Source organism: Beijerinckia sp. 28-YEA-48 (assembly GCF_900104955.1).
Lineage (GTDB): Bacteria > Pseudomonadota > Alphaproteobacteria > Rhizobiales > Beijerinckiaceae > Terripilifer.
Map to the genome: position 1 here is coordinate 5417293 of NZ_FNSI01000001.1, position 15558 is coordinate 5432850.

A 15558-nucleotide genomic window follows, 5' to 3' on the forward strand; every position below is an offset into this window, starting at 1 on the left:
TAAAGCTGGGATTTCGGAGAGTCATATGAACGAACATGCCATCCGCGCGCCTGGCGCAGAGGGGGAACTTGCCGATCGGGCACCGCAGCTGCCGCGTGGCAGTTGCGACTGTCAGCTGCATGTCTATGCGCAGGACCGCTCCGCCTATCCGATCCGGCATAACAGGCCGTTGTATGATGCGCCGGTCGCCGAATTGTCCGATGCCCTCCGCATGCACGAACAGGTTGCTCTGGATCGTCTCGTGCTCGTGCAAGCGACCGTCTACACGACCGACCATGCCTTGCTGCTCGACTCCTTGGCGAAATTGACGCCGGCGCGGGCACGTGGCGTCGCCATCATCGATGATAGCGTGACGGATGATGAGCTGAAGCGCCTCGACGCGGCGGGCGTGCGCGCCGCGCGTTTCAATTTTCAGCCGCGGCTTGGGCTTGTTCCGAGCCTCGATATGTTCCGGCGATCGGTCCGCAGAGTTCAGGATCTGGGCTGGTTCATCAAGATCTTTGGTGGTCCGAGCGAGCTAGCCGAGATCGCTGATGAGATCAGGCGATGCGAAGTTCCTGTCGTCATCGACCATATGGGCCATCTGAATCAGGGCGGCGCCATTCATGAAGCCGGTTTGAAGCTGCTGCGTTCGACCCTCGAACAAAAGGATCGCTGGGTGATGTTGTCCAATGGTCATCGTCTCTCGGCGCGCGGCTATCCTTGGGATGATGCCGTCGAGGTCGGGCGGCTGCTTTATGAGACTGTGCCCGATCGGTGCATCTGGGGCAGCGACTGGCCGCATGTGGGGTCTTTGGGCGGGCCCATGCCTGATGACGGGGATCTGGTGCGCCTGCTGCTGCGCTATCTGCCAGACAATGAGGCGATTGAGCGGGTGCTGGTGACCAATCCGACGAAGCTGTTTGGGTTCTGAGCTCTAGATCTAGATCGCGGACGATGCGGCCTGGAACTGCTCCCATTCTATCAAGTTTGGATTTTTCCAAATCACATTCAAATTGGTTATGGTAATCTGGCTTCGCCCATAGCGTTGGATTTGGCGGAAACGCCAAACAAAGACGCGTCAAAACAAAACCAAGGGCAAAGGTGCGTTTCAAAACGCAATTTGTTTTAGGGAGCGGAGCCACAATGGATCTTAGGCATCTCAGAAATATGCTGGCTGTCATCGAGGAGGGCAGCCTGGGCAAGGCGGCGCAGCGTCTGAATATTTCACAGCCGGCTTTGACGAAGAGCATTCAGCGGCTTGAGGAGCATCTGGGCGTTAAGCTGTTCGAGCGCGTCAGCCGCGGCATGAAGCCGACGTTTTATGCGCAGAGCCTGCAGGGGTATGCGAAAGCCGCCTGCGTCGGCATGGCGGAAGCACAAAGCCGCATCGCCTCCCTGCGTAATGGGACCGAGGGCCTTATCACGGTCGCAGCGCCGCCGCAGATCGCGACAGAGCTTCTGCCGCGGCTGCTTGTGCGGCTGGCGCGGGAACGGCCGAAGCTGCATGTGCGGATCGTCTCGCAGAACAAGGATTTGTTCCTGGACTTGCTGGACGGGCATTTCGATGTGGTCATCGCCATGATGTACAACGAATTTCCGAACGAAGGTTTGGAGCGCGAATGGCTGTTCGACGATAAGCTGGTGCTGGCGATGCGCGCCGATCATCCACTTAGCGAGAAAGCCAATCTCCGGCCGGAAGACCTGCTCGATCAGAAATGGGTGTTCGCGGACAGCAACACATGGAACCAGCATCGTCTGCGGCTCTATTTCGAACAGCTGGGACTGCCGGTGCCCGTGGCGCAGATGGAATGCCGTGACCCGGCCGTGCTCAAAGCCGTGGTTTCGACGAGCGACTATATCAGCGTCATCGCGAATCTCGGCATCGAGCGCGAGGTGAAACGCGGTGTACTGCGGGCGATGGAAATTCCCTCGCCATTAATGCAGCGCCCGATCGGCATCATCCGACGCTCGGGCGAACAGATGTCGCCCGCCATCAAATCCTTTGTCCAAATCGCCCAGGACATGTGCGGGACTCACGCTGTTGCCGCTCATTGAGCATAGATCATAACCTCGAGTTATGAGGCGAAGACATCAAGTGACTAGTACGGCTTGGCCTCGGCGATGCATGATGGCCCAGAACACTGAATATCAAATCAAGAGGTTCTTGGGAGGATAACTGCATGACTGCGTCGGGCACGGATAAGGTGCTGCCCCTGCGTGAGCCCAGTGTCACACTGGCGCTGCCGCGTGGATCAAGCATCATCGCGCAAGTGAAGAAAGCCAATGTTCAATATGTGCTCTCGGTCCCCGACCAGCACACGTCTGTTGGATTGTTGCACCCCATCGCCGCGGACCCCGACCTGAAATTGGTGCGGGTGTGTAAGGAGGACGAGTGCTTCGGCATTGCGGCCGGTCTCACCTATGGCAACCTCCGCTCCTTGATTCTGGTGCAATACACAGGCTTCCTTTACGCGGTGAATGCCGTTCGCGGCGTCGCGGTCGAACAGAAACTGCCGATGTGCTTCATGGTCGGCATGCTCGGCAAGGAGCCTGGCGTGCCGGCCATGGAAGCGAAGAAATTTGGCCTGCGTCTCGTCGAGCCGATTCTCGATGCGATGGGCATTCAACACACGACCATCGAGACCGAAGATGACGTACCGAAAATTTCGGGACTTATCGAGGCCGCATGGCGTGATTCACGGCCGCAGGCCATCCTTCTCGGCGGGCGTCCGGAGGCAAAATGATCAACCGTAAACAAGCTCTTCAAGTGCTGGCCGGCAAGGTCACCGATCAGATCGTTGTGGCGACCTATAGTTCGGCGACCGATTGGCTCGATATCGTCGACCGTCCTCTCAACTACTTCTCATCCGGTGCCATGGGACTTGCCTCATCGCACGGCCTCGGCCTGGCGCTGGCGCGCCCGGAACGCCGTGTTATCGTGCTCGATGGCGACGGCTCGCTGTTGATGAATCTCGGTACGCTGGTGACGATCGCCCAGGTGGCGCCACGCAATCTCACCCATCTGGTATTCCAGAACGGCACCTATGAGGCGAACGGCGGTCATCCGATTCCCAATCAGGGTGTGGATTTCGAAGCGCATGCGCGCGCCGCCGGCATCCGCGATACATTCACGGTGTTCACCTTGAAGGATTTCGAGAGCCGGATCGATGCGGTCCTCTCGGCGGACAATCTTCTGTTTGGCTGCGTCAAGATCGAGCAAGGGCCGCTGGGGCCGCGCAGCTATAAGGACATGTACCGTCATGAACGCCGGGCGGCGCTCAGGGAGGCTTTGGCGCAGTAAAGCGCGCGCGCGCGTCGCGCGGCGGCGCCAGTCTTCATCGGTCTAACCCTCCCTCCGTGATAGACCGATCCTAGACTGGCGCCGTCACTCCCTACTATAGTGAGCCGGGTTTCCGCGTTCTGTGACCATGATGTGAGATGATGCGATATGGCCCTCAGATATAAGATCGGCGATATCGAGATCGTCTGCATCAGTGATGGGATGCTGAGAAGTTCCCTCGACTATGTGATCGGGCTGGAACGCGGGATTGCCCGACGCATTTCCGACGCGCCGGCGGATGATGTGCTGACCATCCCGGTCAATAATTTTGTTTTCGAACGCGAAGGCGCCCGCATCCTCATTGATGGGGGATCGGGCACCAAGATGCAGGCAACGCTCGGCCGTTTGCCGGCGGAATTGCGCGAGGCCGGATATCCGCCTGAAAGCATCACTCACATCATCCTTACCCATCTGCATCCCGATCACGCCGACGGGCTTATCGATGATGAGCTGAATGCGGTCTTCCCGAATGCAGCGCTGCTGCTGCATGAAAAGGAATTCGCCTTCTGGATGGGCGAGGCCGGCGCGGCGGAAAGCGATCACGTCAAGCGGCGACGCGCCCGCAACCAGGCGGATGTGAAGCCTTATCTCGATCGCATTCGATTGATGCGGGATGGCGAAAGCTTTCTCGGCTGCTCGCCCATTCTGGCGCCGGGGCATACGCCAGGTCACACCTGTTGGCGCATCGAAACCGGGGCGCAGGATTTGATGGCCTGGGGCGATGTCGTCCACTTTTCGTCGATCCAGTTTCCGCTGCCGGAGACGGCGGTGAAATATGATCTCGATCCCGATCTCGCCAGAGACACCCGTATGCGGCTGCTCGATCTGATCGCCACGCAAGGTTCGATCATCGCCGGTGTTCATGTGAGTCCGCCAGGGATCGGCACCATCGTTCGCGACGGTGCGGGTTATCGCTTCGTGCCAGCGCGGGCGTCTTCGATTTAGCGGCTTCACGCCGTTCGCATTCGGGAAGCAGGCCAACGTCCACAGTGCCTGTACCCAAAGGGAGAGGGTAATGATGCGTTTGATCGGACCCATCGCTGGGGCGATGGTGAGTTTGCTCGCTTGCGATATCGCGGCTGGACAGACGCTTGCTAAACTCAAGATCGCCATCGGCGGCAAGGGGCTTGGCGAATCGGCGGTGTCGGAAGCTGGCCAGAAGGTCGGGATCTTCAAGAAGCATGGGCTCGAACTCGACATCCTCTACACCGCTGGCACGGGCGAAACGCAACAGGCGGTGATTTCCGGCAGCGCCGATATCGGCATTGGCGTCGGCGTGCTTGGTGCGCTGGGCGCCTATGCCAAGGGCGCGCCTCTTCGGGTGATCGGCGCCAGCTACACTGGCGATTCAAACTTGTTCTGGTATGTGCGGGCGGACTCGCCGATCCGCGAACCGAAAGATGCGGCGGGAAAGACTGTCGCTTATTCCACCACTGGGTCTTCCGGCCACAATGTGGTGTTGCAGATGCAGAAATATCTTGGCGTTGCCTTCATGCCCACGGCAACCGGATCGGGAGCGGCAACCTATACGCAGGTGATGAGCGGGCAGATCGATGTCGGCTGGTCGGGTGCGCCCTTCGGCGTGGAGGCGTTGGAAGCAGGCAAGATCCGCGCGGTGTGGCGCGCTTCGGATGTTCCGATTCTGGCGCATCAGACATCGCGCGTGATCATCGCCAATGCATCGTTTCTTCATGCGCGTGCCGACGCGGTGAAGCGCTATATGGCGGCATATCGCGAGACGGTCGATTGGATGTATGCGACGCCGCAAGGCGTTGAGGCCTATGCGGATTGGGCGTCGATTCCCGTAGAAATCGCGCGGCTGACGATGAAGGACTTCGTCACCAAGGACGGGATCAATCCGGATAAGGTTTCCGACCTCGAAGGCGCCATGAAAAGCGCGGTGGAATTCCGTTATCTGCCGGCCCCGCTGAACGCGGCGCAGATCAAGGATTTCGTTCAGCTCCCGCCACGGGATTGATGTTGAATTCTCGTGTCGGCGGACCGGTCAAAGCCGGCGGGGGAAGGAAACATGAAAAGCAGAAGCCTGATTGTTGTCGTTCCTATGGTCGGCCTGTTTCAGGGGCTGGCCGTGGCGGCTCTCGCGCAACAGAGCGCGGAGGATTTTTATCGTGGCAAGAGGATCGACATGATCGTCGGCTATTCGCCCGGCGGCACCTATGATCTCTATGCCCGGCTGGTGGCGCGCCATCTGGGCAATTATCTGCCCGGCAATCCGTTGATCGTGCCGCGCAACATGCCGGGCGCCGGCAGCCGCACGGCGGTGTCCTGGGTCTATAGCGTGGCGCCGCGTGACGGCACGGTGCTGGCCACCGCCGATCAATCGCTTTCGGTCGAACAGGCGATGGGCGACAAGCAATTGCGGGTGGATGCGCGCGAGCTGATCTACATTGGCAATCCGAGTGCGGACAACAACACGACGGTCACTTGGCACACCAGCCCGGTGAAGACGGTTGACGATGCCAAGCGCATCTCGGTGCCGCTGGGTGCAACCGGCGGGACGACATCGTCGCAATATCCAAAGGCGATGAATGCGCTGCTCGGCACGAAGTTTAAGATCATCGTTGGCTATCCGGGCGGCAATGATGTCAGCCTGGCGATGGAGCGCGGCGAAGTCGCGGGGCGCGGTTCGAACGCCTGGGGCGCCTGGAAGGCGACGCGGGCCGATTGGCTGCGCGACAAGAAGATCAACATCCTTGTTCAGATCGGGCTGACGAAGGCGCACGATCTGCCGGATGTGCCGTTGCTGATGGACCTGGCCAAAAACGACGACGACCGCGCCGTGCTGAAACTGCTTTCCGCCTCGACGACGATCGGCCGGCCGATCTTTACGACGCCGGCGGTGCCGGGCGAGCGGGTGAAGGCGCTGCGCGAGGCTTTCGAGCGGATGGTCGTCGATTCCGTCTTTCTGGACAGCGCCAAGAAGGAAAACCTCGAAATCGAGTCCGTGTCCGGTGAAAAGCTGCAGAAGATCGTCGCCGACATTGTCGCCACGCCGAGGCGGATCGGCGATCGGCTGCAGGAGGTCATCGGCGGCGCTGACTAGGCGCCGAACAGTCCAAACCGGGCTGTAAAAGGCGCCTGAAGGGCGCCGGCGGCCGGCGCTGTTCGCCCATCCCCTTTGGATCGCGTTTCCGTCCCTTTTCGAGGGGCGTGGATGGCTGCCCCCTTGACTGTTGCCATTTCATGCATAAAAATAATTTTTGTGCGTACAGGATGACGCGCGACAGAGGCAGGGCCCATGTACACGATCGCCGCAACTTTCGACGTCAACCCGCCGGGGGAGCCCGTCATCATCAGCCGAGAGCAGATGTGGAAAGGGCTCGTCCAGAAGGCGGAATATGCGGTGCCCTTCGTGCCGGCCATGGACGACTGCCGGATCATCGAGCGTTTTGAGGATGGTTTTATCCGCGAGATTCATCTGCGTGGCACGGTGATGCGCGAACGCATCGTGTTTACGCCGAATGTGCAGGTGCATTTCCAGCGCATCGATCCTGCCGACGGCGGCTGGATCGCCAATATCATGAGTGAATCCGAACATGGCCTGCTGCTCACCTTCCTCTTCGCTTTGACGTTTCCGGGAGTGGCAGCCGGATCAAGCGAGGAGAGCCGTCGTGGCGATGAGGTGAAGGCGAGCTATGTGGAAGCCATTACCGCGACGATCGCCGAGACCCGGCGGCGGGTCAGAGAGGGCGTAGTTTAGCGCTGGCTTCGGCATTTTTCGATGGCTGCGGATGGATGAGCGAGCAAGAGCGCAGAGAATGAGCACGGTTGACTCTGATATGGTCCGAAATCCTTCGGCTGAACGGGGCGATAAAGCGCCGCCGCTGTCAGAGCAGGCTTTTCGCATTCTCCGGCATCAGATTCTGCGCGGCGAAATCGCGCCCGGCGAGAAGCTGCGCATCGAGGTTTTGCAGAAAGAATATTCGTTCTCGAGCAGTCCTCTGCGTGAGGCGCTGAACCGCTTGGTCGCCGAAGGGCTGGTGACGGCCGATGATCACCGTGGCTTTCGCGCCGCCGCCATGTCGCAGTCCGACCTTCAAGACATCACCAATTTTCGCCTGGTGGCGGAGCCTGCTGCCTTCGCTCAGTCCATTGCTGCCGGCACCGACGAATGGGAAGGGCGTGTCGTCGCTGCCCATCATCAGCTGGAGCGGATCGAGGAAAAGATTGCCCGCGAAGAGGCGCATTGGAACGAGGAATGGACCTTGCGCCACAAAGGCTTTCACATGGCTTTGGTGTCGGCTGCCGGCTCGGTCCGGCTGATCGCCACCTGCTCGAGCCTGTTCGATCAAGCCGAACGCTATAGGCGCTTTTCCGCGCGCAATCGCATCAAGCCGCGCAACACCCAGGACGAACATCGCCGGTTGATGGAGGCCGCCATCGGCCGCCAGGCCGAGCTCGCGGTGGCGCTCCTGAAAGAGCATCTGACCTTGACCACCCGCAATGTGATCGACCTTCAGAGGGGCGACGGGTGAGTTAGACGAGCTATGATTGCATGAAATGATATTTTCTGCATAAAATAGGGAACGACGAGAGGGAGGACGGCATGTGGCATTTCAAGAAGCACCTCATTGGGGGTGCCTTTGCGGCGCTGGGCGCGCTGGCGTCTTTTTCTGGCGCTTCGGCGCAGACGGTTAAAGTCGGGGTGATCGGCCAGTTCACCGGCCCCTATGCGCTGGCTGGAAAGCAGCTGCGCGAGTCGATCGATTCCTACGTGGCCCAGCACGGCACCAAGGCTGGCAGCCAGAACATCGAGTTCGTCTATAAGGACATCGGCGGGTCGAACCCGGCGCTGGCGAAAAGCCTGGCCGAACAGCTGATCGTCAAAGACGGCGTGTCGATCCTCACCGGTTTCTTCCTGTCGCCGGAAGCAGCGGCCGTGGCGCCGGTGATCAATGAAACCAAGACGCCGTCGGTTCTCTCGGTGGCCGCTTCGCCGCCGTTGCTGAAGATGTCGCCATGGTTTGTCCGCGCCGGCCAGAACCTGTGGCAGCCCGCCATCATCCAGGCCGACTTCGCCGCCGACAATGGCAAGAAGCGCGCCTATGTCGCGGTGGCTGACTATGCGCCGGGGCATGATGTGCAGGAGGCTTTCGTCAAGCGTTTCAAGGAGCGCGGTGGCGAAGTTGTCGCGGTTGATCGCATTCCCCTCAACACCGTTGATTTTGCCGCCTTTGCCGAGCGCATCGCCAATGCCAAGCCGGATATCGTCGCCACCTTCCTGCCCAATGGCGCGCCGGCGATTGGCTTTTTCAACGCGCTGGCGGCGCGTGGTGTGACCAAATCGGCGATGATCATTGGCATCGCCGAGACCGATGATCCGGATCTGCCGTCCTACAATGACAATATCGTCGGCGTTTACACCGCGATTTTCTATGCGGGCGGCCTCACGAACCCAGAGAACGTCGCGCTCAAAAAGGTCATGACAGAGAAGTTCGGGGCCAATCATGCGATCGGCGTCAACAACGTCTCGCCCTATGACGGCATCAGCCTGATCTATCGCATGGTCGAGGTGCAGAAGGGCAAGTTCGATCCCGAAGCGGCGATGACTGCGGTGAAGGGCTATGCCTGGAACAGCCCGAGCGGCCCCAAGCAGATCGATCCGGAAACCCGCGAGATGATCCACAATATCTATGTGCGGCAGGTGCAGAAGGTCGACGGCAAGCTGACCAATGTCCTGGTCAAGACCTACGAAAAAGTCGGCGTTCCTAAGCTGTAATGTGATTGGGCGGTGCCTCGCGCGGGCATCGCCCATTCTTTTTGATGCGTTTCATTCCATCCCTTGATGACCGGAAGGCACGATGGATTATTTCGTTTCGTCGCTGACCTTCATCGCCATCTATGGCGTCTCCTATGGGATGGTGATCTTCCTGATCTCGGTTGGGTTGGTCATCACCATGGGCCTGATGCGCGTCATCAATCTCGCCCATGGCGCTTTCGCGGCGATTGGCGGCTATGTCTGCACCGCACTGGTGTCTTCCTATCAGCTGAATTTCTACCAGGCCGCCATTGTCGCGACCTTGATCGTGGCAGCGCTGAGCCTGATCATCGAACGTGGGATCTATCGACAGATCTATCGCAAATCCGAACTCGATCAGGTGTTGCTGACGATCGGTCTGGCCTTCATCACCGTGGCCTCGCTGAATTTCCTGTTCGGCCCCAATGTGGTGCCCTCGCAACTGCCGCCGTCGCTGTCGGGCACGGTTGCGATGCTGGGACGTGACGTCCAGATGTATCGGCTGTTCGTGGTCGCCGTCGGCCTCGTCGTCGTCGCGGCGCTGTGGGTCCTGTTCAATTGGACGATGTTTGGCGCCAGCCTGCGTGCCGCCGTCGACAATCCGTCGATGGCGCAAGCGGCGGGCATCGACGTCTCGCGACTGTTCACCATCGCTTTCGCATTAGGCAGCGGCCTTGCCGCCCTGGGCGGCGCTGTCGGCTATGGCATGTTGCCCTTGGAGCCGCTCTATCCGTTCAAATATCTCATCATCATCATGATCGTGGTGGCTCTGTCGGGCTTCGGCAATATGCGCAGCGCGGCGGCCGTCTCGATCGCGGTCGGCGTTGTCGATACGGCCGGCCGCTACTTCTTCCCGACCTATGGGGCCTTCATCATCTACATCTTCGTGATCCTTTATCTCCTGGCCCAGATCGAAGGCAGTCCGCTGCGGAGAAAGACGTGACCATGGATCGTGCCTTCTACAATGTCGCGGAACGCAACCGGTTTGGGCTGCTGGAGATTCTATTCTGGCTCTGCCCGATCGCCGCTTTCTTTCTGTTCCCGACCAGTCTCTCCTTCGCCACCCATGTGCTCATCATGGCGTTGTTCGCCATGTCGCTCGGGTTGATTTTGAGCTTCGCCGGGATCGTCACGCTTGGTCATGCGGCCTTCTTCGGTCTCGGCGCTTACGTGACGGCGCTGCTCTCCCTGGCGGGATATCAGGAGCCGATCAGCGCCACCTTTCTGGGAGGCGCCGCCGCCGCCGTGCTCGCCTTCGCGATTGGGCCATTGCTGCTGCGCCTGACCGGCTTGCCGCTCATGATGGTTACTTTGGCGCTCGGCGCGGTCATGTTCGAAGCCGCCAATAAACTCGGCTGGCTTACCGGCGGGGAGAATGGCCTTGGTGATCTCAAGTACCAACCGGTCCTGGGTCTATTTCGCTGGTCGATCTATGGCCAGACCGCCTATTTCTACACGCTGGCGTGGCTGTTCGTTCTATTCCTGCTGACGCGCTCTCTCGTTGCCTCGCCTTTTGGCCTGGCCCTGCAGGGCATTCGCGAAAACCCGCTGCGCATGCATTTGATCGGCGCGCCGGTCACGCGCCATCTTGTCCGCGTCTATATGATCAGCGCCTTTATCGCAGGTATCGCCGGGGCGCTCTCGGCGCAGGCCACCGGCTTCGTCGGCCTCGATGTTCTCTCCGTCGATCTCTCGATCAATGCGCTGGTCATGCTGGTGCTCGGCGGTGTCGGCAGTATCTATGGTGGTCTAGTCGGCGGCGCGCTTTACATCGTGCTGCGCAATCTTGCCTCCGATTGGAATCCCTATCACTGGATGTTTGTCATCGGCGCCTTTCTGGTGATCGTTGTTCTACTGGGTCAGAATGGCGTGATCGGCATTGTTGAGCGCATTTCGAGCCTGATCACAGGGAGGCGCAAGGAAGCATGACAGCGCCAGCTCTCACCGTCCGGTCGCTCTGCAAAAACTATGGTGGCATCGCCGTGACGCGTCATGTCGATCTCGAATTGCCACGCGGCGCGCGCCACGCCTTGATCGGCCCGAATGGCGCCGGCAAGACCACATTGGTTGGATTGATGTCGGGCGCTATTTCAGCCGACTCCGGAACCATTGAACTGTTCGGCCGCGACATCACAACGATCTCCGCCGCGCAAAGAGTTAAGCTGGGGCTCGTGCGCACCTTCCAGGTGAACAGCCTCTTCCCGCATTTGAGCGTGTTTCAGAACGTGTTCCTGGCGTGTAGCGAGGCTGATGGCGTGAGCCGGCGGATGCTGCGCCGGACCTCTGGGCAGAAACAGGTGATCGAGCAGGTGAATGGCATTCTCGATCGGCTTGGGCTGCTCCCAGATGCCGGTCGCCCCGTCGCCACCATTGCTTACGGACGGCAAAGGCTGGTTGAGCTGGGGATTGCTCTGGCGCTGGAGCCCAGCGTGCTGCTTCTCGATGAACCGGCGGCCGGCGTGCCGAGCGTCGAAGTGCCGTTGTTGATCAACGCCATCGATCAACTCGGCGATGACATTACAATCCTGCTGATCGAACATGACATGCAGATCGTGCAACGTTTCGCCCGCACGATGACCGTGCTGGCCGAAGGCGAGGTGATCGCCAGCGGCTCGCCCGACACGGTGATGGCATCGGAAAAGGTCCGTTCGGTTTATCTCGGCAAGTCCGGGCAGCAACGTTTTGAATCCGGGAAAACCGATGCTTGAAGTGGCCGCACTCACCGGTGGCTGGGGACAGACCACCATCGTTGAAAATCTGTCGCTGAGCGTGCCGCGTTCGATCAGCCTCGCCATTCTGGGGCGCAATGGCGTCGGCAAGTCGACCTTGTTCGAACTGCTGGTGGGGCGAGCCAACCGCCGTTCCGGCTCCATCGTGCTCGATGGCGAAGACCTGTCCGCGCGCTCGATCCATCAGCGTGCCCAGGCCGGGATTGGCTATGTGCCGCAGGCGCGTGAGGTGTTTCCGAGCCTGTCAGTGCGCGAGAACATTCTCGTGGCGGCCCGCAAGGGCTTTTGGAGCGAGAAGCGCATCTTGGAATTGTTTCCCTCCCTGGGGCGGCGGATCAACAATCCGGCCGGCAAACTGTCTGGCGGAGAACAGCAGATGCTGTCGATCGCCCGCGCCTTGAGTGCCAACCCGAAGCTGTTGCTGATGGACGAGCCCTCGGAGGGCTTGGCGCCGATCGTCGTCGAGCAGTTGGTCGACGCTATCAAATCGCTGGCGACGAGCGGCAATCTCGCCATTGTCCTCGTGGAGCAGCGCGCCGATATCGCCCTCAACCTGTCCGACCGTTGCATCATCATGGACCGCGGTCAGATCGTTCATAGCGGCGCGAGCGCCGATTTGGCTGCCGACGAGCAAGCGCTGACGGCGCTGATGGGCTTGACGGCGCAAAGTCATCTGTAAGGAGTTTTGGTGATGACGGATCATTCCCGCAGTGCTGAAAATCCGCAGCCGATTGATTTCGGTCGTCTGTCGTTGCAACAGGGATTTCGTCTCGTCGTTGTCGGCAGCAATGGCGGCATTGGTTCGGCCTTGTGCCAAAATGCCTTGGCGCTGGGCGCCGATGTTGTGGGACTGGATACGGCGGCGGCGATCGCCGAGCGTCCGCTTCCGGGAAAGGTGTGGTCGCTCCCCGTCGATGTCCTCGATCCAACCTCGATCGCGACGGCCTTCACAAAGATCACCGAACGTTTTTCCCAAATCGATGGGCTTGTCTATGTCAGCGGCATTGGCGAGCGGCCGATGGCGGCCTTGGCCCATTCGGCCGAGCAATGGGACAGGACGCAGGACGTCAATCTGCGCGGTGCTTTCCTGGCGGCAAAGGCGGCCGCGCCCATTCTGCAGCCGTTTGCAGGTTCGATCGTTTTCATTTCCTCCGGCCTCGCCGTGAATGTCGAGCCTGGCTTTGCCGCTTACAGCGCCTCCAAGGCGGGGCTGATCGCCTTCGCCAAGGTTCTCGCCAAGGAATTGGCTCCAGCCGTTCGCGTCAATGTGGTGGCGCCGGGTCTGGTACTGACGCCGTTTCTGGCGGGCGGAACCGGCAGTGGTGCGGCGGAGGCTTCGGCTTCCGTGACCGATTGGTTCGGCAGCCCCGAGCGCGGGCAGGCGATGCGGGACGCTATTCCCCTGAAGCGGATCGCTGTGCCCGACGACATCGTCGCGCCGATCTTTTTCCTGCTTGGCTCAGGCGCGCGCTTCGTCACCGGTCAGACCCTGCATATCAACGGTGGCCGCTATCTGCCGTGATGGCGGGCGTCAGATCTCAATTCTTCGAAGATTGAGCGATCATAAAAATATTATCGACTTTAAATTTTTAGTTTCTAGGGGATATAGCCCGCGCCGGTATGATGGCTGCTCCTGCCAGGATCGATCGCTTCCGCTCCGTAAGGCAGAGGGAGGGGTAGAAATGGGGCTGAGCAGAAGGGCGCTGATCGCCGGTGGAATGGCCGTATCAGCGAGTGGGTTGGCGAAGCCAGCGCTGGCTCAGTCAAACGTCATCAAGGTGGTGTATCCTTACGCGGCTGGTGGCGGGGCCGATACTATCGCGCGCTTTCTCGCCGAGCAGCTCAGAGTAGCCTTCAATGAGCCGGTGATTGTCGAGAATCGCGTTGGCGCAGATGGACGCATAGGTGTCCGCTCCGTCGTTGATGCGCGGCCGGATGGGCGCACCTTTCTCTTCACGCCTTTTGCCGCGATTGCCCTGCATCCGACCGTTTACGACAATCTGCCTTACAATCCTCTTGTTGATCTGGCGCCTATCGCCCAAGCCTGCGTTTTCGATTTCGCCCTTTCGACAGGGCCGATGACGAAGGCGCGCAACCTCGAAGAATTGGTGATGTGGCTGCGTCAAAATCCAGACAAGGCTGCCTTCGGTTCACCAGCGAGCGGTTCGATTCCGCATTTTTCCGCCATTCTCTTCGCCCAGGCGGCGAAGGTCGAATTGCGTCATGTGCCGTTCCGTGGTCCTGCGCCCGCGCTCGCTGATCTCGTGGCGGGGCAGATTGCTCTGGCCTCGACATCGGCATCGGATGTGATGGAGTTGCACAAGAGCGGCAGTCTGCGGGTTCTGGCGACGACAGGCAGCAAGCGAACAACCGGCATGCCGGACGTGCCGACTTACAAGGAGCAAGGCTACGACATCGTCGCCGAAGGTTGGTATGGCATGTACGCGCCGGCCAAGACGCCTCAGGCCATTGTCGATCAAGTTGCTGCGGTTGTGGCCGACACGGTGAGGAAGCCGGAAGGCCGGGATTTGATGTTGCGGCTCGGCCTCACGCCGTCCGGTCGCCCGGGTGCGGAGTTGGCTGCGATCCAACAGAGAGATTTCGAGTTCTGGCGCGGGCCGATCAAGGCCTCTGGCTTCAAGCCGAGCGACTGAGAGTTTAGCTTGAAGTTCTCTTGATCAGCGAGCGGGAAACGATAAGCTTCGGCATGTGATTTTAAATTTCCTCTCTGGGATATCGCCGTAGTGCGGCAGACGGCTGGAACCGAACCGACTTGGATGCGGCGGTTGAAGATCCGCCATCTTGAGGTGTTCGTCACCCTTGTGGAAACGGGGAGCCAGAGAGCGACCGCGACGCTTCTCCATGTCACGCAGCCAGCGCTTTCCAAATGGCTGCGTGAACTCGAGGAGGACATTGGCGCGCCGCTGTTCGAACGTGGGCGCCGCCTTAAGCCGACCTCCTATGGCGAAGTCGTGTTGCAATACGCGCGACGGGTGCTGGGCGACACGGCTCGCATGGGCGACGAGCTGCAGACGTTTCGATCCGGCCAGTCGGGGTGTGTCCGTGTTGGACTGCTGCGTTCGGCCGCCGCGGAGCTGATTCCGAAGGTGATTGCGGCCTATCGCCAGACGAGCCCGGATGTCCGTATTTCACTGTTCGAAGATACGCTCGACAATCTGTTGCCGCTTCTGGAGCGCCGGGAGTTGGATTGTATTGTTGGTCGATTGCAAGGCAAGGTGCTGTCGGCCGAGATTTTTACGGAAGCCCTCTACGACGAGCCGGTGTGCGTTATCGCTCGTGCCAAACATCCTCTGCTGGGTAAGCGAAATATGACGTGGCGAGATGCGCTCGCCTTTCCCTGGATTGTGCCGCTGCCCGAGACGCCGATGCGCCAGCTGTTGGATGCGGAACTGGGAACGATGGGTCTGTCCTTGCCGCCGACAACGATCGAATCTTCCTCGTTTCTCGCTATCGAACGTTTGCTGCAGACAACGGATATGCTCAGTTTCGTCTCTCGGCAGCTGGCTCTCTATCACACCAAGACAAAGTCGCTCGCAATTCTGCCGCTGGTCTTGTCGCATGCCCGGCTTGGGCCGCTAGGCCTCTTGTGGATCGATGCTTATCCAACCGTTGCGGTTCAACGCTTTCTTGATCTGGTGCGGCAGGAGGCGGTGCGCTTTACGCAGGCCAGGCCGGCGCGCAAACCCGCTAGCCGCAGGAAGCCGCGTTAACTGGCGGGCAGTTCTTAA

17 protein-coding genes are annotated in these 15558 nt (G+C 60.0%); all 17 read left to right on the forward strand.

Annotated elements, in window-relative coordinates:
• Positions 1–25: 25 nt before the first annotated feature.
• The 17 genes from BLW50_RS25430 (at position 26) to BLW50_RS25510 (ending at position 15540) form a co-directional block, all read left to right on the forward strand.
• Positions 26–913 carry an amidohydrolase family protein gene (locus BLW50_RS25430; RefSeq protein WP_090707630.1) on the forward strand — a complete coding sequence of 296 codons (888 nt, stop codon included), beginning with the start codon at positions 26–28 and terminating at the stop codon, positions 911–913.
• Between the two features lie 212 nt (positions 914–1125).
• Positions 1126–2037 carry a LysR family transcriptional regulator gene (locus tag BLW50_RS25435; RefSeq protein WP_090707631.1) on the forward strand — a complete coding sequence of 304 codons (912 nt, stop codon included), beginning with the start codon at positions 1126–1128 and terminating at the stop codon, positions 2035–2037.
• Between the two features lie 125 nt (positions 2038–2162).
• The gene (locus tag BLW50_RS25440; RefSeq protein ID WP_244544388.1) at positions 2163–2726 is read left to right on the forward strand and encodes a decarboxylase; all 564 of its coding nucleotides are present in this window, start codon (positions 2163–2165) and stop codon (positions 2724–2726) included.
• Positions 2723–3283 (forward strand): thiamine pyrophosphate-dependent enzyme, encoded by a 561-nt coding sequence (locus BLW50_RS25445; RefSeq protein WP_090707632.1) that lies wholly within the window; start codon positions 2723–2725, stop codon positions 3281–3283. Before BLW50_RS25440 ends, BLW50_RS25445 begins: the two co-directional genes overlap by 4 nt.
• 147 nt (positions 3284–3430) lie before the next feature.
• Complete coding sequence (locus BLW50_RS25450) at positions 3431–4267, forward strand: MBL fold metallo-hydrolase (RefSeq protein WP_090707633.1); 837 nt, start codon at positions 3431–3433, stop codon at positions 4265–4267.
• A gap of 70 nt (positions 4268–4337) precedes the next feature.
• Positions 4338–5300: an ABC transporter substrate-binding protein gene (locus tag BLW50_RS25455; RefSeq protein WP_090707634.1), complete on the forward strand. Its 963-nt coding sequence runs from the start codon at positions 4338–4340 to the stop codon at positions 5298–5300.
• Between the two features lie 51 nt (positions 5301–5351).
• Positions 5352–6386 carry a Bug family tripartite tricarboxylate transporter substrate binding protein gene (locus BLW50_RS25460; protein WP_139267736.1) on the forward strand — a complete coding sequence of 345 codons (1035 nt, stop codon included), beginning with the start codon at positions 5352–5354 and terminating at the stop codon, positions 6384–6386.
• A 195-nt stretch (positions 6387–6581) separates the two neighbouring features.
• A complete protein-coding gene (locus BLW50_RS25465) occupies positions 6582–7043 on the forward strand; it encodes an SRPBCC family protein (RefSeq protein WP_090707636.1) in 462 nt (153 codons plus the stop codon).
• Between the two features lie 58 nt (positions 7044–7101).
• Entirely contained in the window at positions 7102–7818 is a 717-nt protein-coding gene (locus BLW50_RS25470) for an FCD domain-containing protein (protein WP_210186128.1), read from the forward strand.
• Between the two features lie 71 nt (positions 7819–7889).
• Positions 7890–9062, forward strand: coding sequence for an ABC transporter substrate-binding protein (locus BLW50_RS25475; RefSeq protein WP_090707638.1), 1173 nt, complete (start codon positions 7890–7892; stop codon positions 9060–9062).
• Between the two features lie 82 nt (positions 9063–9144).
• Positions 9145–10023, forward strand: a complete 879-nt coding sequence (locus tag BLW50_RS25480; RefSeq protein ID WP_090707639.1) for a branched-chain amino acid ABC transporter permease — start codon at positions 9145–9147, stop codon at positions 10021–10023.
• Between the two features lie 2 nt (positions 10024–10025).
• Positions 10026–11009, forward strand: a complete 984-nt coding sequence (locus BLW50_RS25485; RefSeq protein ID WP_090707640.1) for a branched-chain amino acid ABC transporter permease — start codon at positions 10026–10028, stop codon at positions 11007–11009.
• Positions 11006–11788 carry an ABC transporter ATP-binding protein gene (locus BLW50_RS25490; RefSeq protein ID WP_090707641.1) on the forward strand — a complete coding sequence of 261 codons (783 nt, stop codon included), beginning with the start codon at positions 11006–11008 and terminating at the stop codon, positions 11786–11788. The genes BLW50_RS25485 and BLW50_RS25490 overlap by 4 nt, the downstream gene beginning before the upstream one ends.
• Positions 11781–12488: an ABC transporter ATP-binding protein gene (locus tag BLW50_RS25495; protein WP_090707642.1), complete on the forward strand. Its 708-nt coding sequence runs from the start codon at positions 11781–11783 to the stop codon at positions 12486–12488. Before BLW50_RS25490 ends, BLW50_RS25495 begins: the two co-directional genes overlap by 8 nt.
• A 12-nt stretch (positions 12489–12500) precedes the next feature.
• Complete coding sequence (locus tag BLW50_RS25500) at positions 12501–13331, forward strand: SDR family NAD(P)-dependent oxidoreductase (RefSeq protein ID WP_090707643.1); 831 nt, start codon at positions 12501–12503, stop codon at positions 13329–13331.
• 160 nt (positions 13332–13491) lie between these two features.
• Positions 13492–14463 (forward strand): Bug family tripartite tricarboxylate transporter substrate binding protein, encoded by a 972-nt coding sequence (locus tag BLW50_RS25505; protein WP_090707644.1) that lies wholly within the window; start codon positions 13492–13494, stop codon positions 14461–14463.
• 132 nt (positions 14464–14595) lie between these two features.
• Complete coding sequence (locus BLW50_RS25510; RefSeq protein WP_210186130.1) at positions 14596–15540, forward strand: LysR substrate-binding domain-containing protein; 945 nt, start codon at positions 14596–14598, stop codon at positions 15538–15540.
• The last annotated feature ends 18 nt before the right edge of the window (positions 15541–15558 follow it).

What these genes read in the sequence shown, in the direction of transcription:
- BLW50_RS25430 (WP_090707630.1), top strand. Translation starts at nt 26, where the DNA reads ATGAACGAACATGCCATCCGCGCGCCTGGCGCAGAGGGGGAACTTGCC.
- BLW50_RS25435 (WP_090707631.1), top strand. Translation starts at nt 1,126, where the DNA reads ATGGATCTTAGGCATCTCAGAAATATGCTGGCTGTCATCGAGGAGGGC.
- BLW50_RS25440 (WP_244544388.1), top strand. Translation starts at nt 2,163, where the DNA reads ATGACTGCGTCGGGCACGGATAAGGTGCTGCCCCTGCGTGAGCCCAGT.
- BLW50_RS25445 (WP_090707632.1), top strand. Translation starts at nt 2,723, where the DNA reads ATGATCAACCGTAAACAAGCTCTTCAAGTGCTGGCCGGCAAGGTCACC.
- BLW50_RS25450 (WP_090707633.1), top strand. Translation starts at nt 3,431, where the DNA reads ATGGCCCTCAGATATAAGATCGGCGATATCGAGATCGTCTGCATCAGT.
- BLW50_RS25455 (WP_090707634.1), top strand. Translation starts at nt 4,338, where the DNA reads ATGATGCGTTTGATCGGACCCATCGCTGGGGCGATGGTGAGTTTGCTC.
- BLW50_RS25460 (WP_139267736.1), top strand. Translation starts at nt 5,352, where the DNA reads ATGAAAAGCAGAAGCCTGATTGTTGTCGTTCCTATGGTCGGCCTGTTT.
- BLW50_RS25465 (WP_090707636.1), top strand. Translation starts at nt 6,582, where the DNA reads ATGTACACGATCGCCGCAACTTTCGACGTCAACCCGCCGGGGGAGCCC.
- BLW50_RS25470 (WP_210186128.1), top strand. Translation starts at nt 7,102, where the DNA reads ATGAGCACGGTTGACTCTGATATGGTCCGAAATCCTTCGGCTGAACGG.
- BLW50_RS25475 (WP_090707638.1), top strand. Translation starts at nt 7,890, where the DNA reads ATGTGGCATTTCAAGAAGCACCTCATTGGGGGTGCCTTTGCGGCGCTG.
- BLW50_RS25480 (WP_090707639.1), top strand. Translation starts at nt 9,145, where the DNA reads ATGGATTATTTCGTTTCGTCGCTGACCTTCATCGCCATCTATGGCGTC.
- BLW50_RS25485 (WP_090707640.1), top strand. Translation starts at nt 10,026, where the DNA reads ATGGATCGTGCCTTCTACAATGTCGCGGAACGCAACCGGTTTGGGCTG.
- BLW50_RS25490 (WP_090707641.1), top strand. Translation starts at nt 11,006, where the DNA reads ATGACAGCGCCAGCTCTCACCGTCCGGTCGCTCTGCAAAAACTATGGT.
- BLW50_RS25495 (WP_090707642.1), top strand. Translation starts at nt 11,781, where the DNA reads ATGCTTGAAGTGGCCGCACTCACCGGTGGCTGGGGACAGACCACCATC.
- BLW50_RS25500 (WP_090707643.1), top strand. Translation starts at nt 12,501, where the DNA reads ATGACGGATCATTCCCGCAGTGCTGAAAATCCGCAGCCGATTGATTTC.
- BLW50_RS25505 (WP_090707644.1), top strand. Translation starts at nt 13,492, where the DNA reads ATGGGGCTGAGCAGAAGGGCGCTGATCGCCGGTGGAATGGCCGTATCA.